The sequence below is a fragment of the Methanohalophilus halophilus genome (assembly GCF_001889405.1).
GTDB lineage: Archaea > Halobacteriota > Methanosarcinia > Methanosarcinales > Methanosarcinaceae > Methanohalophilus > Methanohalophilus halophilus.
In genome coordinates, this window is the sequence record NZ_CP017921.1 from 1,161,043 (window position 1) to 1,184,873 (window position 23,831).

Consider the following 23,831-nt stretch of genomic DNA (forward strand, 5'->3'; position numbering starts at 1 on the left):
TATTCCTGGTAAGGGCAGATGGCCACTCAACTTCTGCCCCTTATGGTCTTAAATCCGCCGACCCTTTCCTCACATATTTGGCGATGTCGTTCTTCTTCCTGTGCGATTCTTTCCATTTGTTTGGTGAACTCGTTACTCTTTTCTTTTCTGCCGAAAAATTCCTGCAGAACATTCTGGTTTATAGATGCTATTTTTTTATAATCACTGTGGGCAAGGATTTCGTATTTTCTTATTTTTTGGAACATTTCCGGACCATCCATACCTTCAAAATCAAAATGTTTAATAGGCACTCCCAGGGGAGGTTCTTTCGGTATGGCTATATCGGCTATTTCCATCCAATATTCCACAATCAATCTATGCCTTTCTGAGTCATTGGATAGTATTTGTAGGGCCTCACTTTCCGCTCCTTCCAGTTCAAGTTCTGATTCCCAGAGTATGAGCTGTTCCAGCTGGGATTCCATCCAATACATCTTCTTTAATTTTGACTGAAGCATCTTTTCACTGAAATATTCTGACATTTTATCACCTATTGAATTAACAATATGGTTTTCGTAGAATTCAGGTCTCTATTTGAAATATATTATATAATATATAAAAACTTCGTGATACTATTTTTCCTGAAATTGTTTACAATTACAGAACGTTATTATTATTTTCTGTTTTCAATTAACTCGGGATAGCTATAAATAATACTCCGGGAGTACTGGAGGAATACCGGTGTATATTAATGAAAGCGGTTTGTTTACTCAGCAGTGGATTGGATTCTGTCGCATCCCTTGCGATAGCGTCTGGAAAATATGATGTACAGCTTGGTCTTACCTTTGATTATGGACAGCTGGCTGCGGATGCAGAGATTGGCCTTTCCCGGCAGATATGTGACTATTACGGCATTCAACACCGTGTCATTTCGCTGGACTGGATGAAGGATATTACTACAACGTCCCTGGTAAACCGTCAGGGAGATGTACCGGATATGGCCGAGGCAGACCTCGGGAATGCTAAAGTTACTTCTGAATCTGCCGCAAAAGTCTGGGTTCCCAACAGGAATGGATTGATGGCAAATGTTGCTGCCGCCTTTGCCGAAGCCATGGGTTGTGACTATATTATTGCCGGTTTCAATGCCGAGGAAGCTGCCACTTTCCCGGACAATTCCCCGGAATTCGTGGACTGTATCAACAGGGCCCTTTCTTACTCCACTCTCAATGGAGTACGACTGATATCTCCTGTGCTTGAAATGGATAAGGTGTCCATTGTAAAGGAAGCAGTGCGGGCAAGGGCTCCGTTGGTTTTAAGCTGGAGCTGCTACCAGGGAGAAGAAAAACCCTGTGGATTATGTGAAAGCTGTGTCAGGCGGGCACGGGCTTTCCGGGAAGCAGGCATCAAGGATCCGGCAGTGGAGGATATATAATGGGAATTGAAGCGCATATAATGGATGAGACTTATAATTATGACGGCAGCCAGATATCCTCTCTCTGGGCCTACCAGGTGTTCGGGATACAGGCAGATTCTGTGGTAGCATTCCGGGGACAATGTGATGTGCAAATAGCACACATGATAGACCTTGAGGACAGAAGGGAAAACGAATCCATTGTATCTGCGGACATGCTTCATTTCATCATTGAGCATTTTGATTCTACCGACCTGAAATTAATCTACAGCAGGCAGCGGCTTTTCACAGCTCTTGTTGCTGAAACTCTTTCCTCTATGGGAATCATGACTAACAGGGAGGGGGATGATCTTTTTGCCAACGGGAAAAAACTGACGGTATCCATTGCAAGCACCTCTGCGGTCTCACAGAAGATACATTTTGGCATCAACGTATGCCATGATTTTTATGGGAATCTGGAAGAATGTGGTATTGCTGCAGAAAAAGCCCGGCACTTGCTGGAAGCTATCACAGACAGGTACATCAAAGAGATGGAGGATGTCGAAGGAGATCTTCGAAAATCCCGACCCCTGGATGTGGTTTAAGTGGAAAGAAAGCCCGTGTCCGAGATATTCTGTGCGGTACAGGGGGAGGGTCCTTATGTAGGGGTGCGGCAGGCCTTTGTCAGATTTGTTGGGTGTAATCTGGATTGCTCTTACTGTGATACTCCTCTGGATGAGCCGGATTATTGTCTTTTTGAAAAAGTGCCGGGAAGCGGTGAATTTGAAAAACTCTCACCCCTGCTTTGCACTTCAGATATCGAAGATAGTATCAGGTCATTTGCTAATCTTCACTCGGTATCCCTGACAGGCGGGGAGCCTCTTTTACATGCAGAATTCATCAGGGATCTGGATCTGCCTGCACCTGTTTATCTTGAAACTAACATGACCCTGCCGGAAAAGGCAGCGATTGTGAAGGACTCGGTGGATTATGTGGCCGGAGATGTGAAATTACCCGAAGAATTTGAAGGGAGTAATTTTGATGAACACATCGAACACACATACCAGTGTTTCCGCACCCTTCGCAGCACTCAGCACAGGGATTGTTTCTGTAAAATTGTAGTAACTTCTTCAACTAAACCGGCTGATGTGATGGATATTGTAGAGCAGATCTCCGATTACATAAGCTGTGTGATACTGCAGCCGGTCACACAGCACAAAAAGGCTACAAATATACAGACAATACTTTCCCTGCAGGAAAATTTACTCAAAAGCAAAAACACTCTAATAATCCCGCAGACTCACAAACTGTGGGGGTGCCTATAATGACAAAAATGAAACTTGGAGTAGAGGAATATATTGACAGTGCCCATCATCTGCCCGGGCATGAAAGTTGTGGTATAGTTCATGGTCATACCTATAAGGTGGAAGTTGTCCTTGAAGGAGAAAAAAAGCCATCCGGTATGGTCATTGATTTCTATGACGTAAAACAGACCGTTCGGTCTACTTTGAAAGAATATGATCATTGCATGCTCAATGATATAATGGAGTATCCAAGTTCGGAAAATCTCTGTGAACATATCTATAACAGGCTATCTCAGCAGCTGGATTTCCCTCTCTCTGTGAAGGTCTGGGAAGGACACGGCAAGTGGTGCCAGTTAAGCGGAATCAACTGACTGAGATTCCAAAACCTATATCTAGATGTGACTCAATAGCAACATAAGATTTGTCTAGAGTGGAGGAAATATTTTGGCCACAGAGAGCGGAAAGGACCCTGAAGAATGTCTGCCGGAAGAAGACCGGGACTCGATAAAGAGACTTATTGCCCAGCATCCCTGCTATAACAAGGATGCACAACATAAATTTGGAAGGATTCATCTGTCGGTGGCTCCTAAATGCAATATTAAATGTAAATACTGTGAACGTAAATATGATTGCGTAAATGAAAGTCGACCCGGGGTTACAAGTGAAGTTTTAACTCCACAACAGGCCCTTGAAAAAACACAAAAGGTATTGAAAGAATATCCCTTCATTAAAGTTGTGGGTATCGCCGGTCCGGGTGATCCTCTTGCAAATGATGAAACCTTTGAGACTTTCAAACTTATAAAACAACATTTCCCGGATGTCACTCTCTGCCTGAGTACTAATGGTCTGGCTCTGCCTGCCAGGATACAGGATGTCCTGGATTCCGGTGTTTCCACATTAACTGTTACTTTGAATGCCATTGACCCTGAAATAGGGGCAAAAATTGTAGATCATGTAAATTATAACGGTAAAACCTACCGGGGTGTTGAAGGAGCCAGCATTCTTCTTGAAAACCAGCTTGAAGGTATTCGCAAGGCCGTGGAAGCAGGACTGGTTGTCAAGATAAACACGGTGCTTGTTCCGGGTATCAATGAGGACCATATTATCGAGATTGCACAGAAACTCAATGACATGGGTGTGTATATCATGAACGTTATGCCTCTTATCTGTCAGGCTGATTTTGCTGACTGGACTGCTCCTACTCCACAACAACGCAAAGCTGTACAGGATTCCTGCGAACCATATGTTCAACAAATGCGCCACTGTCGCCAGTGTCGGTCCGATGCTTATGGTCTTCTGGGCAAAGACCTTTCTCAAATGAGCGAACAACGTCGCAATATGGTTAAAGTCGATGCTCTTAAAAAGGCCGAATCCGCCAAAACGAAAACTTCTGGTGACACGCCAGAATAAATGTGGAGACTTTCAATTGGATGTACATACCCTTGCCCAGAAACTGCATGATTTTGAGGGTGTATCCCGCAAAGCACCTATCGCAGACATTGCACGTATGTTCGATGACGTGAGGGAAAGTTATGGGGGTACTGTCGTTGATATGGGTGATGACGCTGCAATAATTGATATTGGTGGCGATGAAGTCATCCTGTTTGCTGCTGATGGGATATGGGGCAGGATCACAGAAGCAAGTCCGTGGTGGACGGGTTATACTTCTGTTGTTGTAAATATTAACGATATATCTGCTATGGGGGCACAGCCGCTTGCCATGGTAAATGTGATGTCTTCTTCTCACAAGGATGTATGTGACGGTATGCTGCAGGGTATGAAAGACGGGGTGAGAAAATTTGGTGTGCCTATGGTCGGAGGCCATCTGCATCCTGACACACCGTACAATTCACTATCAGTGTCCATTATAGGGATCGCAAAGAAGGATTGTGTAATCCGCAGTGACACCGCCTGTGTGGGTGATACAGTTATTGTCGGCTATGATATGGATGGCCGGGTGGGGAAGAATTCCCCTTATAGCTGGGATACGACTTCTTTCAAGGATTCTGAAACCGTTCGCTCCCGGTTCATGATAATGCAAAATATCGGCGAAAAACATCTTGTAACTGCCGGCAAGGACATCAGTAATCCGGGTACAATAGGTACCCTGGGAATGCTTTGTGAGACAAGTATGGTGGGTGCAGAGGTGAATCTGGAGCAGATACCCAAACCCCCCGATGTTGCCCTGGACCAGTGGCTGATGATTTATCCCGCAACCGGTTACATTGTGACTGCAAAAACGGAAAATGTCGATGAATGCCTGAATGCATTCGAAGAAGTGGGTATCACTGCTGCAGTCATCGGGAAAATTGATGATAGTTGTTGTGTGAAAGTAACCGATGGCGAAGATTCAGCAGATGTTTTTGATTTCAGTAAAGATTTAATAACGGGGATAAAAGAGTAATTTCATTCGGATCCCACGTAGGCTTTCAATTCATCAAAAAGATACTGTTCTGCTGCCTGGACGGCTTCAAGTTCTCCTCTGAGTACTATAACTCCTCTCTCATCACATTCAACAATGTTTACACCGATCTTTCTCTCAAGGGGTTCAAGATCAAATTCTTCAACAAGATCATAGACCAGGTATGAAGGAGTACCCGGAGGGATTACGAGGTCATACAGGCCTTCGATTTCAGCTCCCATCTCATCTTCCTTTTTCTCCTTGCTCAGTTTAAGGTCTTCGAGGGTCAGTTTTTTTACCATAAGTTCACCCGTAACGTATATCTTGAGGCTAAATTGGTTTTTCTGGTATTATAATTTGTCCATGGTTACAGAAGGAATTCGATTTTAGAAAGTTTGATATACTTCAAGATTTATTGTTATTGGTGGGAATATATAATGCGACTTATTAATATGGGGTTAAAGGGAGAACAGGTACGTCTGGACTTTTTTGGCTGTAACCTTAAATGTCCCTATTGTATTCATATCAGGCAACCCTTTGAGGAATACAGTATAGACGAAGTTGCTGATTTTGTCAGCAATTCAGCTGTAAAGAAGGTTTTTATCGGAGGAGCCGAACCCACTCTCCAGAAGGAGTTAATCCCATTGATTGAGCGGTTGCATTCAATGGGTATGGAGATTATTCTAAAGTCGGATGGCATGAAACCCGAAGTACTGGAGCAATCTCTTCGGTTTGTAAAAGGGTTTGTTCTGGAATTGAAGGCACCACTTGAAGATACGGCTGCAATTGAGGAACTTACGGGGCTTTCCTCCAAAAGGGTAGAACAATATGTTGCAAACCTCAAAACATCGATAGATATTGCTAAAACCAGATGGTTGCGACTCTGGGTTCGTGTAATTCCCGGTTATGTTACTGAAGAATCCGTGAAGAGGATGTTGCCTGTTATGGAAGGAGCTTGTGAGGTACTTCTTTATCAATTCTTAAGCAATCCCGATTTTGATCTTCCTTTTGCAGGATACACCTCGCCTGTGCCTGCATGGGAGGATATGGAAAGCCTTGCCAATATTGTTGTAGAAAAGGTGCCCCGTGTAATAATTGTGGGAGAAAAAGGGCGTAAGATAATTGTTAAGGAGTAATTTTTACAATCAGGTAATGAGCAAGGTATCGTAAAAAAAGCAGATTGGTGGTATGGTGGTGGTACGATATGAAAGCTGCTTTTCAGCCTTGCTCATTACAAATTGCTCTATGATATGAAGGTATTTAAATATTTTTCTTATATGTGAATGATTATATCTTATTTATTTGTTTTTTATGCGGTTCAAATTCAGATAATTTTCTTAGACCAAAACATTTATCCATGTCTGCCGGTATGTAATTAATCGATTGACATGCAGGAATACAAATTAAAACGTGGTCATTCCCCTGATATTGAACGTATCTATGAAGCGCTTGAGGAATGTTTCCCTTCCGATATATCAAGGCAAGGAGATAAATTAGTTACTTCATACGGTGTTATGAAGGAACTTTCTGTGTGGCTGAACGGCAAAAAACTTGCAGTTGACACGAATTCTGAAGCTGAAGGCGTCTCTGATGAGGTCATTCTTGATACCAACAAGAGGTTTCGCGATTTTCTCTATAAGGCTACTGGTTACACTGCCAAGGAACGAGTTAAGAACGCCAAAAAGGCAGTTTCCAAATAATAGGATCATACGTGTTTGTCAATCGCGACTTTCTCAAGGATCTCAAGACTTTTGAGATTCCCACATGCCTGCGTGTCTGTGCAGGCACCGATGGTTCTGTAACCTTCCTGCTGGAGATTATGACACGCCACGAAGTTGAGGTAATTACCGAGGATCAACATCTAGTTAAAGCCGATGAGGAAATGGCCAGGCTTTTGGATGTGGATGTTGGCGAAGAAGTGAATCATCGCACCGTGCGATTGGTGGCGGATGGTGTCCCTTATGTTCATGCGGTTTCCCTCTCTCCGATTGGCCGTATGCCAGAAGAGGTTCGCAGGGATATGATGCGTGCCGATATACCCATTGGTAAGATTCTGCGTAATTACGGCATGGAAACCCGCAGGGACTTTGACACTATACAGATGGAGACTGACGGTTCTCTTTTTGGCAGTCGTGAATATCTCTCAAGGACCTATCGTATTGTGCATCACAATGATGCGCTCATGTGGATCAAAGAACGCTTCCCTGCAGATGGTCGCTGGTTGCTCTGAACCGAATCCGGAAAACCGAAAACTTATTATGGTATCACTCCTATTGAGGGGTCGCAGTCAAGAAAAGCGTGCCTCGGTGGCTTAGGGGTGTAGTGCGTCCTTGGTAAGGACGAGGTCGCGGGTTCGAATCCCGCCCGAGGCTTTCTATTTTCAGACCAATATTCATTTTGACATATTGTCCACTGAGATTTTTATGGATATATCAAATTCATAATATACTTCTACATGATAATCTTTTTTTGAGCATGCTCAATTATATATCCATTGTCTCCCAAGCTTTTAGACGTACATAATTTGTGGGAGGTGAATGGAAATGGTAAAATGTGGAGTTTGTGGTGGTGATGCACCAAGACAACCAAATGTCACAGAAGATGGGAAATGTGACCTTTGTGGAAAGAAGTTTGTTCTTGAAGAAGAAAAGAAGCAGAAGGACTGAATGGGATATAAGTTCTTGGACTTATATTTTTAAGAATAAACCCACATGAATCAGGGAAAGCAAGAATGCCAAAAAGGATTGAGGGTTAAGTTTACTTCCCTGATTCATTGCTCATTTACTTAGATCTCATTTCATCAAATCCTTTTTCACCCGGATAAGCAAGTTGAATATGTATGACTTTTTGGTTTCACTCTTATAAAGAATCAGATTGATTCATTTGGTGACTGTGATGTTATATTTTGTTAGATCAAAGTGTTGCGGAGGGATAGTTGCATTCTTTAATCTATCTCTTACTTCATTGTATATCGATTCGGCTTTATTACTTAGAAATAAGTTTTGGAATATTTCAAAACCATCGTCCTCTTTTGGATTGAGCAGACCTGTATAATTGAATTTGTCAAAGAGGTAGTTTATAAGACCTTCCAGATTCTTCAGCGTCCTTCAGGATACAAGGAAACCTCTGCCCCACTGCTCTATCAGGTCAAGTTCCCTGAAAACTCTGGCAATAACACGATTCCTGATCCTTGATACACTCTGCTTGACATCTAGAAGATGGGATAATTAGCTGAATGTTAATTTGATGCAAAATACCACAAAAAATATAGTTGATAATGGTTGCATATTATTGATTGCTATGTCTGATGAGGATCTGAAGAAAAGAAAAGAGGAATGGCTTGCCAAAGTCAGAAAAGAAGGTAAACTCAACCGCAACCCAACTGAAGATCACAGCACCGGGCTAAAAACACTTCAGAATAACATCCGCAGAAGAATACTATCTCTTTTACTGGAATCCCCCATGAGTTTAGAGAATTTGCAAAATGAAATGGAACTGAACAAAATGGAGGCCAAGTTCCATATAGGAATGTTAGAAAATGCCCTTTACGTTGAGAAAGAGGAAAGGAACGGAATAATCGTATATTGTGCTTCTCCCCGGGCAGAAGCATATATGGAAAATGTAAAAAGTGGAGGACATAAATGACTATTTCTATGGATGACAAAGAGTCGAACTGGGAAAAGGATTTCTCAAACTTAAAGGATACCATCATGCAGGATGGTGCTATCGATAATAAAACTAAAAAACTGCTGGCTCTTGCAAGTGCTGTGGCGGTGGGATGTGATGAATGTGTATCCCATCACAAAAAATTTGCTCGCAATGCAGGTTTAAAAGATTCCGAAATCGAAGAAGCAATTTTAGTAGCATCACTGATTCGTATGGGATCAGGACTGCGACATGTTGACTAAAAAGGAAAAATAAATTAAGACTATTTTATACAGAAAGGTATTCTAAAGAGGGGGGACTTATAGTTCCCCTAATGCATTTATCGGATTTTTGGGAGCTCTAAATGGAAAACTAGTATGAGTGAAAATCATATATTATTGCCCTGATCTTCCACTCGAAAACATCTCAAATTTGTAATTTATGAAGGAATTTGTTGTAATAATTCTACATAATACAATCTTCAGCAAACATTCTCGCCTAAGTGCCTTCCCCTTTACAGGCATACCCATGTTTTCCATACTCTACTATCATCTACGATGCGTAGCATCGTATGTACGTATACATCTAGCAACTGTAAAAAGATTAGGAAATAATCGCAGGACAAAAATTGATTATGGGTCATTTGGCCTGCAGGTACTTTGAGAAACAAGGACGTCACTATTCTTAAATCATATAATATCAAGTATATTCATGAGATAATACTCAACGATGTAACGCAGCATTCATTTACGTTAAAGTTGATGATTCTACCATTAGAAATTCGGGAATTTGCAAAGAATTCTAATTCAAAAATTGCCAGGTGCAGAATATTCCAATTAAATATCAATCAGGATGTATCATGCAAAAGAGTAAATTGATTCCTGTTCTTGTAATTGTCTTTCTGTCCCTCTCCTTTATGGGTTGCACAGAAGGAGTAAACACAACCGGGCAAATTCCAGAGGATCAAACATTGGTAGATGATGCTTCAACACCGGATTCACCGGAAACTGATGCCAAAGTGTACAATGCAACCCTGAAGAAAACTGCGATACTGGATATTGATAATGGTTATTCCCTGAAGGTACTGGAGATAAACCGAAAGGACGGCTATTCTACCTTATCTTTTAGGAAAGATGGCTATGAATATGGTACTAAAAAGATATTTACCGGCCGCAGTTATGATGTATGGGACCCTGAGGATCAGTTCATAATTTATTCAATCGAACTTGACAGTATATACGGTAACAGTTTTGTCATCGACTTATCATACACTTTGAAACCGGAAATATATCTGTATGTGGATTTTCCTGGCCCGGACAGTGAACGGAAACCAACGGTCAGAATTGAAAAAGATTCAATCACCAGGAATTATGTATGGGAATACGACGACAGGCAATTCCAGCTCCAGGCCAGATATGACAAAGAAGCTTATGAATTATATTCGCAGAGAACCCGTTATCGTGATTGGGTGCATTTTGTAAATGACCCTTATGATGATGCATTCATATCCCAGATTACATTGCAAATGGAAAATCTGGCAGAAGAAGCAGGTTATGGCCGGGAGGAGATTCCTTACATAACCATGCTTTTTGTCCAGTCCCTTCCTTATGTCAGTGACAGTGTTTCTGCAGGGTATGATGAATATCCCAGATTCCCTTTTGAAACAATGTACCACGGAGGCGGGGATTGTGAAGATTCATCTATCCTGCTTGCAGCACTTTTGTATGACATGGGATATGGCGTGTCGCTGATTGAATTGCCCGGCCACATGGCTGTGGGGGTAAAGGGCAGCGATGACCTTCCCGGAAGCTATTATGATTATTCGGGAACGAAATATTTCTACCTTGAAACAACAGATTCAGGCTGGGAAGTGGGCCGGATTCCCACCGTATACAGGAATACCGAGGTCCGGATAATTCCTATTACTGACGGCTATCCAGAAATTGTAATTGACTTTGCAGGCAGCGGAAGACATGATTCCCGGTTTTCCTATATTGATCTTGATATCGAGGTAGAGAATGTCGGTTCTGAAAAAGCTAAAGATGTTATTATTTATACTGGCCTCGAAGCCACGCAGGAAGGTATGGTCTGGGATCAGGTTGCAAGTGACCAGATCTCCGAAATTGATGTGGATGAAGCAGTCTCTTATAAGATTTCGAACCTGAAGGTTCCTGTGGGAGAGACTTATCGGATTGGAATCCGGGTTGTGGGATCAAATACCGGCGCTGAATATGTCTACAGTGACTGGCATGTTTCCTGAAATAGTGATGTGCCTACTGTGGTACAAAAAAGATGTTCTAATGAAAGCATTGGATGTTTGGAAATCAGTAAAATATTATGGTGGGCCTAACCGGATTCGAACCGGTGATCGCTCGGTTATGAGCCGAGCGCTCTAACCAGACTAAGCTATAGGCCCATAAAAAATGATGAAAGGAGCGCCGCCAACAGGGCTCGAACCTGTGACATTCTGGTTAACAGCCAGACACTCTACCAACTGAGTTATGGCGGCACTTTGCATGCGACTTGTCGCGAGCGCTTCTAATGCATTAATCTGATTTAAACTTTTTGTCTGGCGCCGGCAAAAAGGGGGTACATCAGAGGATTTTACAGGTAACCCCCATACTTACCATAGATTGGAATGGATGCACCACAGTATTCACATTTGTTGTCCTCTGTCAGATGACTTTCTTCCACATCAAAAACACCCCTGCCTATAATCATATTGCCACAGGAAGGACAGAACGTATGCTCATATTTAGAGGACAAAACATTGCCCAGATATACATATTCCAGTCCTTCCTCAGTTGCGATTTCATGGGCCAGGTCGAGAGTCTCAATAGGAGTTGGAGAAACATTCTGGAGTTTATAGTATGGATGAAAACGTGTGAAATGAACCGGTGTTTCTTTACCCAGGTTTTCCACTACCCATCTGGAAACATCCCTCAATTCATCACTTGAATCATTGAATGTAGGAATTACCAGATACACCACCTCTACATGCATTCCCAGTTCACGGGCCAATTTGGCTGAATCGAGAACGGGTTGCAAATGTGCAGAAGAAAGTTCATGATAGAACTTTTCTGTAAATGCCTTGATATCGACCCTGAAAGCATCCAGGTAAGGAGATATATGCTTCAATGCCTCCGGTGTGATATAGCCATTTGTCACATAAACCGTAGCAAGGCCTGCTTCTTTAGCAAGTTTTGCACTGTCATAGGTATATTCATACCATATAGTAGGCTCATTATAGGTCCAGGCAATACTTTTGCAACCTGCTGCAAGGGCTCTATCGATTGCCTGCTCAGGGGTGATCTCCACCGATTGTGCTTCATCCAGGTTGACCTGCGAAATGGTCCAGTTCTGGCAATGTTTACAGCGGAAATTACAGCCAATAGTCCCGAGTGAATAGGAGTAAGTGCCCGGATAGAAATGGAATAAGGGTTTCTTTTCAATCGGATCAACAGCTTCACTTGAAACCGTATTATAAATCAGGCTATACAGCTTTCCTTCCTTATTCTGTCGCACCTTGCAAAAACCGGTTTTGCCTTCTGCTATGCGACACCTGTGATTACATAAATTGCAACGTACCTTTTTATCCTCAAGTTGTTCATAGAACATAGCTTCTTTTAACAAACTTATACCCCTCTTTAACTGGGTATTTTGAATGATAAAAAACTATCTGCCAATAGATTAGAATGTTCCAACCTTTGCATCAACTGTTGCCTTGTGAAGATAAAAATCGATTCTGCTACCTGATGGGTTCAAATCGAAGATTACATAATCGTCTCCTTGATCAACATTGTAATCCCCGGAATAAGCAAGATCGGCATTTTTAGCAGAGTCGTTGAGATATTTAGCCCATGCTGAAGGATAACTGGTATTCATAGAAATTGTAAGGTTGGTAAGTGATTCATTTTTAGTTGGAGTAAACTCTTCTACCCAATCATCACCTGTAAGTTTAACCTCTTCAATACCGTTGCTGGTAATCACTACCCTATCCCCGGCAATTTCCATTAAAGTCAAATCAACTAATAGGGTTCCAGATTGGTTTTTTATTGAAATGGACGGATCCAGTTTCATAAGAGATCTTTCCCTTTGCGAAACGATTACAGCCCCGTTTTCATAGGCAAAGCTTTGGTCAACGTAATAACCATTATTTGAAGCATAACCAATAGTGCCAAGATCATATGAGCCAAGTGATATGAAAGAGCCTGTAGAATTTATTCCCGTAATATCCATATTGTAAATACCATCATTCACCGAAATTATGCCACTTGATTTGGTGGGGCCCACAATGGGAATATCTCCTCCTCCCATCTTAATGGGTATGCTTAAAGAAACAGTACTATTTTCATCAATGGAACTGGCAAGTGAAAGCATATCAGCCCGGGCCTTTAACTGGGAAATGTCATCATAGACATCATCCATATGGGCTTTTTCAGCATCTGCTTTCCATTCAGGTATGTAATGAGCGTTAAAGACAGCCAGCACCGTCACAAAAAGACCCAGCAAAAGGACAAATGAAACTACTGTTGACACTGCAGATTCGGATTCGAATAACTGTTTTACTGAGTTCATATAGTTCCATTGCTCCTGCTTACATGTAAACCTGTTTTCAGATGAATTGTGTAAATGTGATATAAGCTATCAATACCAGGAACAGTGAATGTTTCACGCCCGCTAAAACGCTGCCTGATCCCATCTTCCCGGCAACCAGCCCGGAACACACGCCCTGTATAAGACAAGCATGGAAGAAAAGCAATATATAAGCTTCCATGTCAAATTGAATATTCATAGGCATGCCTGCCACTGCATCTCCTGCAGAAGAGGGTACTGCCGGAAGGAAATAGGCAGCAAGCACATAAACGATGAAAAGAAACACCAGAAATGCGATATATACTATGAATACATATACTGTCATTTCAGCTGAACGTTCTTTTTTGAGCTGGTTCTGCATCTCGGCTTCTGATGCAGCGATGTTGAGTACACTGATAACATCGCTTGTTGATTCGCTGGCCCGTATGATAAAAGTAATAATTCGACTGTTAAATTCAGTCCTGACCCTGTATTCAAACTTTTTGAGAACTTCCTCAAGATTGCCACCCCAGGAAAGATGGGAAGCCATTCTTTTGATTTCTGTATTCAATACACCGATTTTTGAACGTGAAACCAGGGATATTGCGCTGGAGAGGTTAATTCCTGCTTCATTGATACTTGCAAGTTTTTTTAAGAACTCGGGCATTTCACTTTCAACTTTTGAAACCCATCTTCTCTTTGATTCATAAAATACAATAAAAGGAACACTTATGATGAAAAATGAAAACACAATGTAATCATCGATTGCAGCAGCTGCTTCTACATTAATATAACCTAAACTGATACTTGAAAAATCGAGTGATGACAATATGGTCAGGTTTTCCCGTATACCATATGAAATGCAAATCAGACCTGCAGGAATACTTAATATAAGAGAATAATGAGGTTTACTGGTCAACCACTTAAAAGGATTGCTAACCTTTTCAATAATATTATATATCCTGTAATTCCAGGAAATTTTCTTCAACATTTTTTCATCGATAGTTGAATATTCATTAATCCTGACATTGTCAAATTCATTGAGAATTTGCTGTGAAGTTTGAATGCTTCTCCCTTCTAGATTATCCGATATTGTGGATAAGAAAACTATGAATAAAAGTGTGCCTATCGGTATTAGGACATAAACTAAAGTGTACAGTACGTCTAATGAATTCGATCCCATAAAGCCCAATACGATAAGTATTGTTATGAGAAAAACAGGACCCACTACGAATACTGTAATATAAACTTCCGCAAGTATTGCGAGCGTTTCAAGGAAAGTCTTTTGCTCCCTGCTTGCAAGAATACGATATTGTTCACTTTTATTTTTGAGATATGAAGTAACATCTCCGCCACTTGAAATAATTGAGAGCATACCATCCAGGAAATTCTTATATTTTTCAGAGGGAGAATTGTCATTTGCATTTTTCAGTGCTGTGAGCATGTCATAGCCAAAGTATTCCATATCCCTGACTATATATCCAAATTCATCTGCAGCTACTCCATAAATATGCCTCTGCTGGCTTAAGGATTTAAATATATCAAAAAGGCTCATCCCCCCGCCTTTGCTCAATGCGTACAGGTATGCTACAGCATGGGTTAGCGATTGGTCAAGGTAAGCCTTGCGAGTACTTGCCCAGAGAAGGGGGAGTTTCATCTGGATATTAAAGAGAATCGTGGAAAATAACAGGGCCATAATCAAGGATGCTAGAATAGCAATTAGTCGCATATCATCGATGATGGATATATCAAGAATCTTGAAAAGACGCGATGCAATAAAATAAAATATAATACCTGTGACGAAAAAAGAAAGTAGTGAATAGAAATATCCAGTTGAGATATACTGATCTGCAGGAATAGCAAAACGTGCACTTTTCAGGGAATGATCTAATTTATGATACTCATTTTTTTTTTGGAATGAATGTTTGCCGAATAACCTGTATGCAATATCCTGAAAAGGTATCATCAAAAATCACCTTTCTTGCTGCAACAGGTCTATAAGAGTATCATTTTCAATTGCATCCAGTACGATTTCAGGAGACGTTGCATAGGTTTTCACCAGTAGTGAAATACTGATATAATCTCTGATATCATGATCCAGAAGATATTCAAGGATCATATGTCGATTGTGCGTTTCTTCCTGCAATTTTTTGGGAGACCAACCTTTCTTCTGCACGATGAGTTTTAATACATTGGATTGGCCATTGTGGTAAAATTCATCTTTGGTAGAATCCCACTGGTATAATTCATTGATTCTTATATCTCCACTCTTTGGATCAATTCCTGTAAATTCAACCAGGTTATCCAGTCTGCGTACCCTTTTATCATCCAGGTATACCTGTCTTTGTATACAGAGGATGTCAAGAGATTGGAGCATTACATGAGGTACATTGATAGGTTCATTTTCAAGTCTGTTAACCACTGTTTGTACATCACCTGCATGCATCGTGGAATAGGTTGTATGCCCGGTTGAAAGGGCCTGGAAAAGTGTAAGGGCTTCCTTGCCTCTGACTTCTCCTACAATCAGGTTTTCTGGTCTCTGGCGGAGAGCAGATTTGAGAAGGTCGTACATTGAAACTTCTCCCGCTCCACTTCTGCTTATAGAATCCCTGGTAACACCTGCTATCCAGTTGTCATGGTACATCATTATTTCTCTGGTATCCTCGATGGAAACTATTTTGGAAAGCGGTGGTATGAACAATGAGATCGCGTTGAGCATTGTGGTTTTACCCGAAGCCGTTCCTCCTGCAAAAATGGCACTGAAACCGTTTTCAATTGCCAGCCAGAAGTATACCATCATTTCCAGATTGCAAGTTCCGAAATTGATAAGATCTACAGGAGTAATCGGGTCTCCCCTGAACTTACGTACATTAAAAGAACTACCCCTGGTTGTGATTTCCTTGCCCAGGGTAGCCTGCAGTCTCGATCCATCGTTAAGAGTGGCATCAACAAGCGGTTCACTTACTGAGATATGTTTCCCCGATCGCTGGCAGAGGGTGATCACAAAAGAGTTAAGTTTGTCTTCAGTGTACGAAATATTTGTTTCAATATTCAGATATTTTCGGTGGTAAAGATATATGGGAATATCTACCCCATCACATGAAATATCTTCAATATCAGAATCCATCATGAGAGGATTAATTTTTCCAAATCCCAGAAAATTACGTCTCAGGTAATAAAGAATTCTGTATTTAGAAGCAACATCCAGTGGAATATGGTAACGTTTGAAAAGAGAAAGTGCCTTTGAAACAAGGATAATATCCCTATCTGAATCGGCACAAGTTGTTTCATCGATTGTGAGAATGTCTTTCAGATCGCTATAGGTGCGCTCCAGAATATCTTTCTCATACACAGAAAGCGAAGGTTCCACAACCTCATAACGGTATATACCCAGTCTTTTGAGAATACTTACGAATACATAGGGTTCATCAACCCAATAGCGTTCAATTTCCTCATATCTTTCTGGAATCTCAAAATCTACCAGATCACCATGGATATCAGGCTCATAAGCAGGTAGTGTTTCAGGGTGGCCTTTCCAAAACTGTAATTTATCAAGAAAAGACCTGTTATATAGGCATGCCTGATTATAATCTTCTATCCCATGCGCCAAATCTTTCATACCATTCTCCTTGAAAGAATAAAGTATAACTCAGGTTACTATAGGGAGAATAATATATATATAAATTTTCACAAAAATAATGGTCAGTATTCTCTACTGACCATATAATCGGCAATTTCAACCAGTGTTTCTTTTGCCGGAGAATCTTCGAGCAAATTAAGTTTGTTCTTACCATCCTCAAGATAGCTATCAGCCATTTCCCTGACATAGGCAAGGGTTCCTGATTCTTCCAGTTTTGCGACTGCACTGTCGATTTCATCCTGGGTTGCATCCACTTTACCAAAGCATTCCAGTTCAACGCCATTATTCAGGGCATGAAGTGCAATAAGGGTCTTTTTACCTTCTCTCAGATCACTACCTCTTGATTTACCCAGTATTTCCTCCGGAGTAACCAGGTCGATCACATCATCATGTATCTGAAAACTTATACCTGTAAGGCGGCCGAATTCATACATTGCATCAGCAACTTCATCGGATGCCCCTCCAAGGATGGCACCCACCTTGGCAGCAGCACCATAAAGCACAGAAGTTTTGTTTTCTATCATTTCCAGATATTCAGCCACATCCACAATATCCCTTTTTTCGAAATCAACATCCAGCCATTGTCCTTCACAGATTTCGGTACAGGTACGGGACAATAAAGCCACACACTTGAGTAATTTTTGTGGATCGGCATCCATTTTTGAAATGATTTCAAAGGCACGGGAATAAAGGGTATCACCGGCCAGAATTGCGCCTGCAGTACCCCATTTTACATGAAGTGCCGGCATTCCGCGGCGAATATCATCCCTGTCCATAATGTCGTCGTGTATAAGTGTGAAATTATGGATCAGTTCAAGGGCAACGGCAGCAGGAAGCACGGAATCAGAATCACCACCTACTGCTTCAGCGGAAAGCATGAGGACTGCCGGACGAAGTCTTTTCCCTCCAGCATCCGGAAGGTACCGTGTTGCACGGTACAATTCCTCCGGATGGTCGATGGGCAGGAATTCCTGTATAGATTCATCGACCAGGGTACTGCGTTTTTTTAATTCATCAATTAAATCCATATTATCCCAACCAATTATAATTGAAGGTTTAGTCTTCAATATATAATTCTTCTCCGTTTCTCAATAGATGAAGTGTGTGACCGAGTTCATAGCCTGCATCTTCAGCCATTTCAATATAGGCGCTGTGCATATCGATGTTGCCGTGTGCAGGAATTACATTTTCAGGGTTGACGAGTCTTATTAATTCCCAGTGGTCTTCACGGTATGCATGTCCGGAAACATGGACATTGTCATACAGACGTGCTCCTTTCATTTTGAGTTTTGTCTCAAGAGCATACCTGTTTGCCTGTGTCATCGGGGTAGGGATCGTGTTTGCTGAGAAAATTACCTTATCTCCGGATTCTATCTTATAGGCAGTATCACCATTGGCAACCCGGGAAAGAATTGCACCTGGTTCACCCTGGTGGCCTGTAACGATTGGGAGGTATTTGTCCTTACCTTTCTCCATGATCTTCTTGAATGCCCTGTCAATATCTTTCCGGTTACCGTATATTTCTGTTTTCTTCGGAAGTTCGATGTATCCCAGTTCACGGGCAGTATTCACGTACCTGTCCATAGAGCGTCCAAGCAGGATCGGGGTCCTCTTCATTTCTGTCGCAAACTGCATTATGGAATTCAGACGGGCAATATGGGATGCAAAAGTGGTTATTATCATTCCAACATCGGATTCTTCAGTTCCAAGCAATACATCACGAACCATATCATGGGCTATTCTTTCGGAAGGGGTTTTACCTGCACGTGTCGCATTTGTACTTTCGGCGATCATGGCCACAACACCTTCCTTGCCAAGTTCCCTTAACCTGTCAAATGCCGGAGGTTCTCCGAGGGTGGGTGTACGATCGAGTTTAAAATCGCATGCATACAAGATGGCACCCCTGGGAGTGTGGACTGCAACAAATACCGCATCTATGATACTGTGCTGGGTCCTTATCATTTCGATTGATACATCATCATTAACCTGATATGTCCCTCCGGCCTTTACGGATATTATCCTGTTCTTCACACCAAATTTGCGTTCAGAATCAATTTGATGTTGTATCAGGGCAGAGGTGTACGGCGTTCCGATTATTGGAGCTGCATATCTGTGTGCCAGTTTTGAGATAGCACCGATGTGATCAAGGTGGCCGTGTGTACAAACAATTGCACATACATTCCCGTCAATCTCTTTCATTATTGTGTCGTCAGGGATAGCACCCATCTCAATTAACTCAAGAGAATGCATTTTATCAATTTCTACATCTTCATGGATTTGCACCCTATCAAGACGTAGTCCCATGTCAATTATGATGATCTTGTCATCAACTCTTATGGCAGTCATGTTACGGCCCATCTCATTGTAACCGCCTACTGCAACAATCCCTAGTTCTGTCATATATAGTCCTCTTTAATGATTTTCAAATTCTTAATTTAATGATCTTGATCTTGTAATAATCTCAAAGTAATTTAGAATGTAATTCAATATCGCGGATGTCAAAGCCGCGCTGGTCCAGGTATTCGAGGGTCTCACCCTGAAGCACCACGGACGATGATGTCCGCAGGCTTTCAATATCAGGACAGCCACAGAGGAACATTGCAACTTTCAGTTCCTCAAACATTAATTCAAGACGTTGTTTTACAGAATCTCCTTTTTTAAGGGCCGGAGCTACGAAAGGCAGGGCTGCACTGGCCAGGTTTGCTCCAAGTGCAAGGGATTTGGCAATGTCAAGTCCAGTACGTACACCACCTGTAGCTATGAGGGGAAGGGATACACGACATTCAATCAGGGAAGGGATAGTCGGAATCCCGAAATCCCAGAAAAGTTCTCCTAGATGGCCGGAAATACGATCTCCTCTCTGTTTGGCACGATAAACTTCCACACCGGCCCAGCTGGTCCCGCCGGCGCCGCCTACATCTATAGCCGCTACTCCAGCTTCTTTCAAAAGCAGGGCATCTTCCCGGGAAATACCTGCCCCGGTTTCTTTTACTATAATTGGTACATCGATTGAACATATTTCTTCGATTGCGTCAATACATCCGGTGGCGTCCCTGTCACCTTCGGGTTGAATTGCTTCCTGAAGGAAATTCAGGTGTACAGCGAGGGCATCAGCGTCAAGCATTTCAACAAGTTTTTCTGCACCTTCTATACCGTATTCCTTGACCTGGGCCGCTCCAATGTTACCATAAACAAAAGCATTGGGAGCCTTGTCCCTTACTACGCTGAATGATTCTTCCTGAATCGGATCTTCTATGGCAGCTCTCTGGCTTCCTACGCCGATTCCAATACCGGTTTCTTCGGCGGCTTCTGCAAGTGCTGCGTTTACCGGTGTAGTATCGGGGTGGCCGCCTGTAATAGAGGCTATCATGAAAGGTGCATCCAGTTTTTTTCCCAGAAAACTTGTGGAAATGTCCACTGAATCCATGTCCATTTCCGGAAGTGCACGGTGGACAAGTTTCACGTCCTCAAATCCTGGTCCGGTTTTTCTGGATTCAACCTGTTGCTGGGCACAAAGTTGCATATGTTCTAGTTTTCTGCTGGAAGTACTCATAAAAATCCCAATTATTCAAGCCTTGTCTTTAATTGCAGTACCTATCATTTCCCCTCTCAGAAAACTCATTACATTGCCGCCCGCATTGGCATTGAAGATGTAAGAAGGTACTTTTGTTTGCCTGGACATCTCAAGCATCTCTTTTACCTTGCCCAGCATTCCGCCGGTTACATCGGTATTCTCCGAACCTCCAATATGCCTACTGGCAACTTCAAAATTATCCGGAGTAATTAGTGGAATGGGATGGCCATGTTCATCAAGTACACCATCTTCTGCACTTCCCACGCCTATCCTGTATGCATTGAGTTTTGAAGCAAGATAAGGAACGATCTGGTCCCCGGAGATTACTGAAGAACCTTTTATCTTGTCCATCACAACATCTCCATGAAGTACCGGTGTGATTCCTTTTTCAAGCATTATTTGCAGTGCAGGGAGGAATGATTCGGATATGCGCCCGTTCTTTGCTACAAAACATCCCATAGGATGTACTCCTACTGCATTAACATTCCTTTGTGCAAGGGCATTTACAAACGATTCATTTAACGAGGCGACCGATCGGTGGGTGGCCGCAGAGCCTTCCGCGGAAAATTTGTCTGCAAGGGCGTACCTTTGTGCCTGGGGATGGCCGAATGAACCGGCGCCGTGTACGATAATAAGGCGACCTTCAAAGAAAGAAATTTCACGGGCTATTCGTATTATAGCTTTTTCTTTGGCTACTCCTTCATCACTGCTCTTGTCCGTGATGACACTACCGCCGATTTTCAATACGGTAATATCGCTAGTTTTCTCATTCATTATCAAAATCCACCCTTACACCTGAATCAGTAACTCCTGTTATGATTGGAATTCCGCCGGCATTTTTGATCTCTCTGGAAATGGCATCAATATTCTCATTATCTGCAAGGGCAAGCATACATCCACCGCCTCCTGCTCCGGTAATCTTGGCACCAAACGCACCGGCTGCTCTGCTTGAGTGGATAAGTCTGGAAAGTTCATCACAACCCACACCGATTGCTTCAAGCAAACCCTGATTTACATCCATAAGCTCCCCGAGTGCCCTGTAATCCTCATTTTCCAGAAGACCTTCTCCTCTCAAAGACGTTTTTCCTATAGTAGAAAGAATGGGGGTGATAATTTCCGGATATATACTTTTAAGAGATGCGACTTTCGCTACAAGTTGTCCTGTGGAGGAAAATACATTGGTGTTACCTATTATCAGGTTACATAGAGGATTTTTCAGATGTCGCCGCTTAGGTACTTCAATGGTTCCTCCCATTGTAGAAACATAGGTGTCCGTAGCACTTGCAGCTCCCTGTATTTCTTTTTCAATCGAGTGTCCAAAGGATGCTATGGATTCTTTATCCATTCCAAGTTTTAAAAGGTTGTTAAAAGCACAAATCGTTGCCACAACCACCGCAGCAGAGGAGCCAAGCCCCGAGCCAACGGGGATATCCGATTCAATGGATATTGATACTCCTCTACATGGTGATTTTTTTCTTATTTTTTCCACCACGGCAGATACATAGGGATGAATTTCATAATCAATACCTGTAGTTCCAAGGGATGACTTGATCACAATATTTTCTGAATATTCAATATTCACCCTGGTACGCATATTTACAGCACAGCAAATAGCCGACTCATTATAAACGACAGCGTGTTCCCCAAAAAGGTACACCTTTGCCGGTGCTGAACAGGTTATCATATGAATTCTTTTTCCCTTTACTGGATCATTTCACAATTATGGCTGCATATCCAACAACTGCTGAATAATCCCCGGTCATATCTCCGCTTGTAGCATATTTCAATAATTCTGCAGTCTTTGCTCCCATATATTCTGCTGCAGTATACATTGCTACAATGGGCCCATATCCACACGCAGTTGCGGAAAGTTCTTCACGTCTGCGGTTAAATTCCCCAACATCCATATTTACCAGTGCATCTATCAGATACATATCTGTCTCTTTTGCGGTTTCATGTGGCTGGTAATGGGTGAAGTCACTTGATGCTATAAACACCACTTTCTTCCCGGTTTTCTCCGCAGCTTTTGCAACTTCCAAACCGACTTCCCGGGCAGTATCTATATCCTGCAAACCCATGCAGATTGGCAATATCTTGAAAGAATTGCCAAAACGATACTGCAGGAAAGGCAACTGGACCTCGATTGAATGTTCGTACATATGGGCAACTTCATCCATGTCGATTATTGATCCTGCAAGCATTTCTCCCATTTTTTCATCGGCTTGGACATCTCCCAGGGGAGTGGACCAGCTTTGAGTTGATAGTGCCACTGCAGATCCATAGCCCGTATGATTGGGACCGAATATTACATAGGTGTCTGCCTTTGGCAACTTAGCATAGGCATAAGCCGCCACCGGGCCTGAAAACATGTATCCTGCATGAGGAACAACTATACCATATGCATCTTCGCTGACCAATTCCAAATCCTTGAAACAATGGCTCAGCTCTTTCTTAAGGGGTTTGATACCCAGAGGATAGAACTGGCCTGCTACTGTTGGCTGTCTCATAATAATACCCCTCTTATGGTTAGGAGGGAATAATTATATAAGTAATATGGATGGGAGCAAGTTACTCCCGGAATTAACCGGGAGATTTACAGACCTGCTTCGAAATCTTCCATGGTATAATTGAATGGAATGTCCTTTTCTTTTGAGATTTCCCTTGCAAGAAGCCAGTATATGAGGGAAAGTGCTTTACGTCCCTTATTGTTTGTCGGAATTACCATATCAACATTTGATATCATGTTATTGGTATCACAAAGTCCTATAACGGGAATTCCGATGTTGACAGCTTCTTTGATTACCTGGGCATCCCCTGCAGGATCGGTAACCATTATTGCATCGGGCTCGAAGAATCCTTCAATTGAAGGATTGGTTAAGGTACCCGGGATAAAACGTCCTACCATTGACTTTGCTCCAATTGCTTTGGAGAACATTTTGGCAGGGAACTGGCCGTACTGCCTTGCGGATACGACCAGTATTTTTGCAGGATCGTATTTTGAAAGGAAGTGAGAGACCTGTCTTATTCTGCTATCTGTAGCCTGTATATCCAGAACATAAAGCCCATCTGTACGCACACGATATACGAATTTCATCATATCCTGTGTCTTCTGCTGGGTACCGATGTGTACTCCGGATGCAAGATACTCGTCTATCGGAACAAGGGAAGTTGAATCTGGTGCAGGACCTTCCGGATCAGCTGCTTCTGTTGTTTCCTCTTTTGTATTTTCGACATTTGGAGTCTCTGTTTCTACAGGAGCCTCCTCCACCTTTTGTTCAACCTGTTCATCTAATGTTTCTTCAATAACCTGATCTTCTTCCATAAAG

27 protein-coding genes and 3 tRNA genes are annotated in these 23,831 nt (G+C 42.2%); 14 read left to right on the top strand and 16 right to left on the bottom strand.

What is annotated here, in order from left to right; all coding sequences use genetic code 11:
- Positions 1–26 precede the first annotated feature (26 nt).
- Positions 27–518, bottom strand: coding sequence for a hypothetical protein (locus tag BHR79_RS05925; protein WP_072561493.1), 492 nt, complete (start codon positions 516–518; stop codon positions 27–29).
- A gap of 209 nt (positions 519–727) precedes the next feature.
- Between BHR79_RS05925 and queC the strand changes: the two genes are divergently transcribed.
- From queC to BHR79_RS05955, 6 genes are all read left to right on the top strand, one after another.
- Positions 728–1,408: a 7-cyano-7-deazaguanine synthase QueC gene (gene queC / locus BHR79_RS05930; protein ID WP_072561494.1), complete on the top strand. Its 681-nt coding sequence runs from the start codon at positions 728–730 to the stop codon at positions 1,406–1,408.
- Positions 1,408–1,971, top strand: a complete 564-nt coding sequence (locus BHR79_RS05935; RefSeq protein WP_394328866.1) for a DUF366 family protein — start codon at positions 1,408–1,410, stop codon at positions 1,969–1,971. The genes queC and BHR79_RS05935 overlap by 1 nt, the downstream gene beginning before the upstream one ends.
- Complete coding sequence (locus BHR79_RS05940; protein ID WP_072561495.1) at positions 1,972–2,691, top strand: 7-carboxy-7-deazaguanine synthase QueE; 720 nt, start codon at positions 1,972–1,974, stop codon at positions 2,689–2,691.
- Entirely contained in the window at positions 2,691–3,041 is a 351-nt protein-coding gene (gene queD / locus BHR79_RS05945; RefSeq protein WP_072561496.1) for a 6-carboxytetrahydropterin synthase QueD, read from the top strand. The genes BHR79_RS05940 and queD overlap by 1 nt, the downstream gene beginning before the upstream one ends.
- A 73-nt stretch (positions 3,042–3,114) precedes the next feature.
- Positions 3,115–4,080, top strand: coding sequence for a nitrogenase cofactor biosynthesis protein NifB (gene nifB / locus BHR79_RS05950; protein WP_072561497.1), 966 nt, complete (start codon positions 3,115–3,117; stop codon positions 4,078–4,080).
- A gap of 16 nt (positions 4,081–4,096) precedes the next feature.
- Complete coding sequence (locus BHR79_RS05955) at positions 4,097–5,074, top strand: methanogenesis marker 2 protein (protein ID WP_072561498.1); 978 nt, start codon at positions 4,097–4,099, stop codon at positions 5,072–5,074.
- A 2-nt stretch (positions 5,075–5,076) separates the two neighbouring features.
- Here the strand turns inward: BHR79_RS05955 and BHR79_RS05960 are convergent, their stop codons facing one another.
- On the bottom strand, positions 5,077–5,373 hold the full coding sequence (locus BHR79_RS05960; protein WP_072561499.1) for a hypothetical protein: 297 nt from the start codon (positions 5,371–5,373) through the stop codon (positions 5,077–5,079).
- A 135-nt stretch (positions 5,374–5,508) separates the two neighbouring features.
- Here BHR79_RS05960 and BHR79_RS05965 point away from each other — a divergent pair, with 135 nt between their 5' ends.
- The 5 genes from BHR79_RS05965 to BHR79_RS10820 all read left to right on the top strand — a co-directional run bounded on the left by BHR79_RS05965 (position 5,509) and on the right by BHR79_RS10820 (position 7,737).
- Entirely contained in the window at positions 5,509–6,207 is a 699-nt protein-coding gene (locus BHR79_RS05965) for a radical SAM protein (protein WP_072561500.1), read from the top strand.
- Between the two features lie 252 nt (positions 6,208–6,459).
- Positions 6,460–6,771: a DUF5611 family protein gene (locus BHR79_RS05970; RefSeq protein WP_072561501.1), complete on the top strand. Its 312-nt coding sequence runs from the start codon at positions 6,460–6,462 to the stop codon at positions 6,769–6,771.
- A gap of 11 nt (positions 6,772–6,782) precedes the next feature.
- Positions 6,783–7,301: a chorismate--pyruvate lyase family protein gene (locus BHR79_RS05975; RefSeq protein WP_072561502.1), complete on the top strand. Its 519-nt coding sequence runs from the start codon at positions 6,783–6,785 to the stop codon at positions 7,299–7,301.
- 70 nt (positions 7,302–7,371) lie between these two features.
- Positions 7,372–7,443, top strand: a tRNA-Thr gene (locus BHR79_RS05980).
- A 171-nt stretch (positions 7,444–7,614) separates the two neighbouring features.
- A complete protein-coding gene (locus BHR79_RS10820; protein ID WP_257790282.1) occupies positions 7,615–7,737 on the top strand; it encodes a hypothetical protein in 123 nt (40 codons plus the stop codon).
- 441 nt (positions 7,738–8,178) lie between these two features.
- On the opposite strand, the gene BHR79_RS10880 is transcribed toward BHR79_RS10820, so the two are convergent.
- A complete protein-coding gene (locus BHR79_RS10880; RefSeq protein WP_327037192.1) occupies positions 8,179–8,259 on the bottom strand; it encodes a hypothetical protein in 81 nt (26 codons plus the stop codon).
- A 112-nt stretch (positions 8,260–8,371) separates the two neighbouring features.
- Here BHR79_RS10880 and BHR79_RS05990 point away from each other — a divergent pair, with 112 nt between their 5' ends.
- The 3 genes from BHR79_RS05990 (at position 8,372) to BHR79_RS06000 (ending at position 10,976) form a co-directional block, all read left to right on the top strand.
- The gene (locus tag BHR79_RS05990) at positions 8,372–8,716 is read left to right on the top strand and encodes a winged helix-turn-helix domain-containing protein (RefSeq protein WP_072562318.1); all 345 of its coding nucleotides are present in this window, start codon (positions 8,372–8,374) and stop codon (positions 8,714–8,716) included.
- Positions 8,713–8,979, top strand: a complete 267-nt coding sequence (locus tag BHR79_RS05995) for a carboxymuconolactone decarboxylase family protein (RefSeq protein ID WP_072561504.1) — start codon at positions 8,713–8,715, stop codon at positions 8,977–8,979. Before BHR79_RS05990 ends, BHR79_RS05995 begins: the two co-directional genes overlap by 4 nt.
- A gap of 596 nt (positions 8,980–9,575) precedes the next feature.
- Positions 9,576–10,976: a hypothetical protein gene (locus BHR79_RS06000; RefSeq protein ID WP_072561505.1), complete on the top strand. Its 1,401-nt coding sequence runs from the start codon at positions 9,576–9,578 to the stop codon at positions 10,974–10,976.
- Between the two features lie 78 nt (positions 10,977–11,054).
- Here BHR79_RS06000 and BHR79_RS06005 read toward each other — a convergent pair.
- The 13 genes from BHR79_RS06005 to rpsB all read right to left on the bottom strand — a co-directional run bounded on the left by BHR79_RS06005 (position 11,055) and on the right by rpsB (position 23,827).
- Positions 11,055–11,132: transfer RNA gene (locus tag BHR79_RS06005), tRNA-Ile, on the bottom strand.
- Positions 11,133–11,152: 20 nt separating this feature from the next.
- Positions 11,153–11,225 (bottom strand) — tRNA-Asn (locus tag BHR79_RS06010).
- A 95-nt stretch (positions 11,226–11,320) separates the two neighbouring features.
- Complete coding sequence (gene amrS, locus BHR79_RS06015; protein WP_072561506.1) at positions 11,321–12,349, bottom strand: AmmeMemoRadiSam system radical SAM enzyme; 1,029 nt, start codon at positions 12,347–12,349, stop codon at positions 11,321–11,323.
- A 57-nt stretch (positions 12,350–12,406) separates the two neighbouring features.
- Positions 12,407–13,294 carry a DUF7289 family protein gene (locus tag BHR79_RS06020; protein ID WP_072561507.1) on the bottom strand — a complete coding sequence of 296 codons (888 nt, stop codon included), beginning with the start codon at positions 13,292–13,294 and terminating at the stop codon, positions 12,407–12,409.
- 37 nt (positions 13,295–13,331) lie between these two features.
- Entirely contained in the window at positions 13,332–15,257 is a 1,926-nt protein-coding gene (locus BHR79_RS06025; protein ID WP_072561508.1) for a type II secretion system F family protein, read from the bottom strand.
- A 6-nt stretch (positions 15,258–15,263) separates the two neighbouring features.
- Complete coding sequence (locus tag BHR79_RS06030) at positions 15,264–16,910, bottom strand: type II/IV secretion system ATPase subunit (protein ID WP_072561509.1); 1,647 nt, start codon at positions 16,908–16,910, stop codon at positions 15,264–15,266.
- Positions 16,911–16,993: 83 nt separating this feature from the next.
- A complete protein-coding gene (locus tag BHR79_RS06035; RefSeq protein ID WP_072562319.1) occupies positions 16,994–17,959 on the bottom strand; it encodes a polyprenyl synthetase family protein in 966 nt (321 codons plus the stop codon).
- 28 nt (positions 17,960–17,987) lie between these two features.
- Entirely contained in the window at positions 17,988–19,331 is a 1,344-nt protein-coding gene (locus BHR79_RS06040; RefSeq protein ID WP_072561510.1) for an RNase J family beta-CASP ribonuclease, read from the bottom strand.
- A gap of 61 nt (positions 19,332–19,392) precedes the next feature.
- Positions 19,393–20,484 (bottom strand): type 2 isopentenyl-diphosphate Delta-isomerase, encoded by a 1,092-nt coding sequence (gene fni, locus BHR79_RS06045; RefSeq protein ID WP_072561511.1) that lies wholly within the window; start codon positions 20,482–20,484, stop codon positions 19,393–19,395.
- A 15-nt stretch (positions 20,485–20,499) separates the two neighbouring features.
- Positions 20,500–21,279 carry an isopentenyl phosphate kinase gene (locus BHR79_RS06050; protein WP_072561512.1) on the bottom strand — a complete coding sequence of 260 codons (780 nt, stop codon included), beginning with the start codon at positions 21,277–21,279 and terminating at the stop codon, positions 20,500–20,502.
- Positions 21,272–22,189, bottom strand: a complete 918-nt coding sequence (locus BHR79_RS06055; protein ID WP_072561513.1) for a mevalonate kinase — start codon at positions 22,187–22,189, stop codon at positions 21,272–21,274. The genes BHR79_RS06050 and BHR79_RS06055 overlap by 8 nt, the downstream gene beginning before the upstream one ends.
- A 25-nt stretch (positions 22,190–22,214) precedes the next feature.
- Positions 22,215–23,018, bottom strand: a complete 804-nt coding sequence (locus BHR79_RS06060) for an MEMO1 family protein (RefSeq protein WP_072561514.1) — start codon at positions 23,016–23,018, stop codon at positions 22,215–22,217.
- 80 nt (positions 23,019–23,098) lie between these two features.
- Positions 23,099–23,827, bottom strand: coding sequence for a 30S ribosomal protein S2 (gene rpsB / locus BHR79_RS06065; RefSeq protein WP_072561515.1), 729 nt, complete (start codon positions 23,825–23,827; stop codon positions 23,099–23,101).
- Positions 23,828–23,831: the final 4 nt, after the last annotated feature.

What these genes read in the sequence shown, in the direction of transcription:
- BHR79_RS05925 (WP_072561493.1), bottom strand. Translation starts at nt 518, where the DNA reads ATGTCAGAATATTTCAGTGAAAAGATGCTTCAGTCAAAATTAAAGAAG.
- queC (WP_072561494.1), top strand. Translation starts at nt 728, where the DNA reads ATGAAAGCGGTTTGTTTACTCAGCAGTGGATTGGATTCTGTCGCATCC.
- BHR79_RS05935 (WP_394328866.1), top strand. Translation starts at nt 1,408, where the DNA reads ATGGGAATTGAAGCGCATATAATGGATGAGACTTATAATTATGACGGC.
- queD (WP_072561496.1), top strand. Translation starts at nt 2,691, where the DNA reads ATGACAAAAATGAAACTTGGAGTAGAGGAATATATTGACAGTGCCCAT.
- BHR79_RS05960 (WP_072561499.1), bottom strand. Translation starts at nt 5,373, where the DNA reads ATGGTAAAAAAACTGACCCTCGAAGACCTTAAACTGAGCAAGGAGAAA.
- BHR79_RS05965 (WP_072561500.1), top strand. Translation starts at nt 5,509, where the DNA reads ATGCGACTTATTAATATGGGGTTAAAGGGAGAACAGGTACGTCTGGAC.
- BHR79_RS05970 (WP_072561501.1), top strand. Translation starts at nt 6,460, where the DNA reads ATGCAGGAATACAAATTAAAACGTGGTCATTCCCCTGATATTGAACGT.
- BHR79_RS10820 (WP_257790282.1), top strand. Translation starts at nt 7,615, where the DNA reads ATGGTAAAATGTGGAGTTTGTGGTGGTGATGCACCAAGACAACCAAAT.
- BHR79_RS05990 (WP_072562318.1), top strand. Translation starts at nt 8,372, where the DNA reads ATGTCTGATGAGGATCTGAAGAAAAGAAAAGAGGAATGGCTTGCCAAA.
- BHR79_RS05995 (WP_072561504.1), top strand. Translation starts at nt 8,713, where the DNA reads ATGACTATTTCTATGGATGACAAAGAGTCGAACTGGGAAAAGGATTTC.
- BHR79_RS06000 (WP_072561505.1), top strand. Translation starts at nt 9,576, where the DNA reads ATGCAAAAGAGTAAATTGATTCCTGTTCTTGTAATTGTCTTTCTGTCC.
- BHR79_RS06020 (WP_072561507.1), bottom strand. Translation starts at nt 13,294, where the DNA reads ATGAACTCAGTAAAACAGTTATTCGAATCCGAATCTGCAGTGTCAACA.
- BHR79_RS06025 (WP_072561508.1), bottom strand. Translation starts at nt 15,257, where the DNA reads ATGATACCTTTTCAGGATATTGCATACAGGTTATTCGGCAAACATTCA.
- BHR79_RS06030 (WP_072561509.1), bottom strand. Translation starts at nt 16,910, where the DNA reads ATGAAAGATTTGGCGCATGGGATAGAAGATTATAATCAGGCATGCCTA.
- BHR79_RS06035 (WP_072562319.1), bottom strand. Translation starts at nt 17,959, where the DNA reads ATGGATTTAATTGATGAATTAAAAAAACGCAGTACCCTGGTCGATGAA.
- BHR79_RS06040 (WP_072561510.1), bottom strand. Translation starts at nt 19,331, where the DNA reads ATGACAGAACTAGGGATTGTTGCAGTAGGCGGTTACAATGAGATGGGC.
- fni (WP_072561511.1), bottom strand. Translation starts at nt 20,484, where the DNA reads ATGAGTACTTCCAGCAGAAAACTAGAACATATGCAACTTTGTGCCCAG.
- BHR79_RS06050 (WP_072561512.1), bottom strand. Translation starts at nt 21,279, where the DNA reads ATGAATGAGAAAACTAGCGATATTACCGTATTGAAAATCGGCGGTAGT.
- BHR79_RS06055 (WP_072561513.1), bottom strand. Translation starts at nt 22,189, where the DNA reads ATGATAACCTGTTCAGCACCGGCAAAGGTGTACCTTTTTGGGGAACAC.
- rpsB (WP_072561515.1), bottom strand. Translation starts at nt 23,827, where the DNA reads ATGGAAGAAGATCAGGTTATTGAAGAAACATTAGATGAACAGGTTGAA.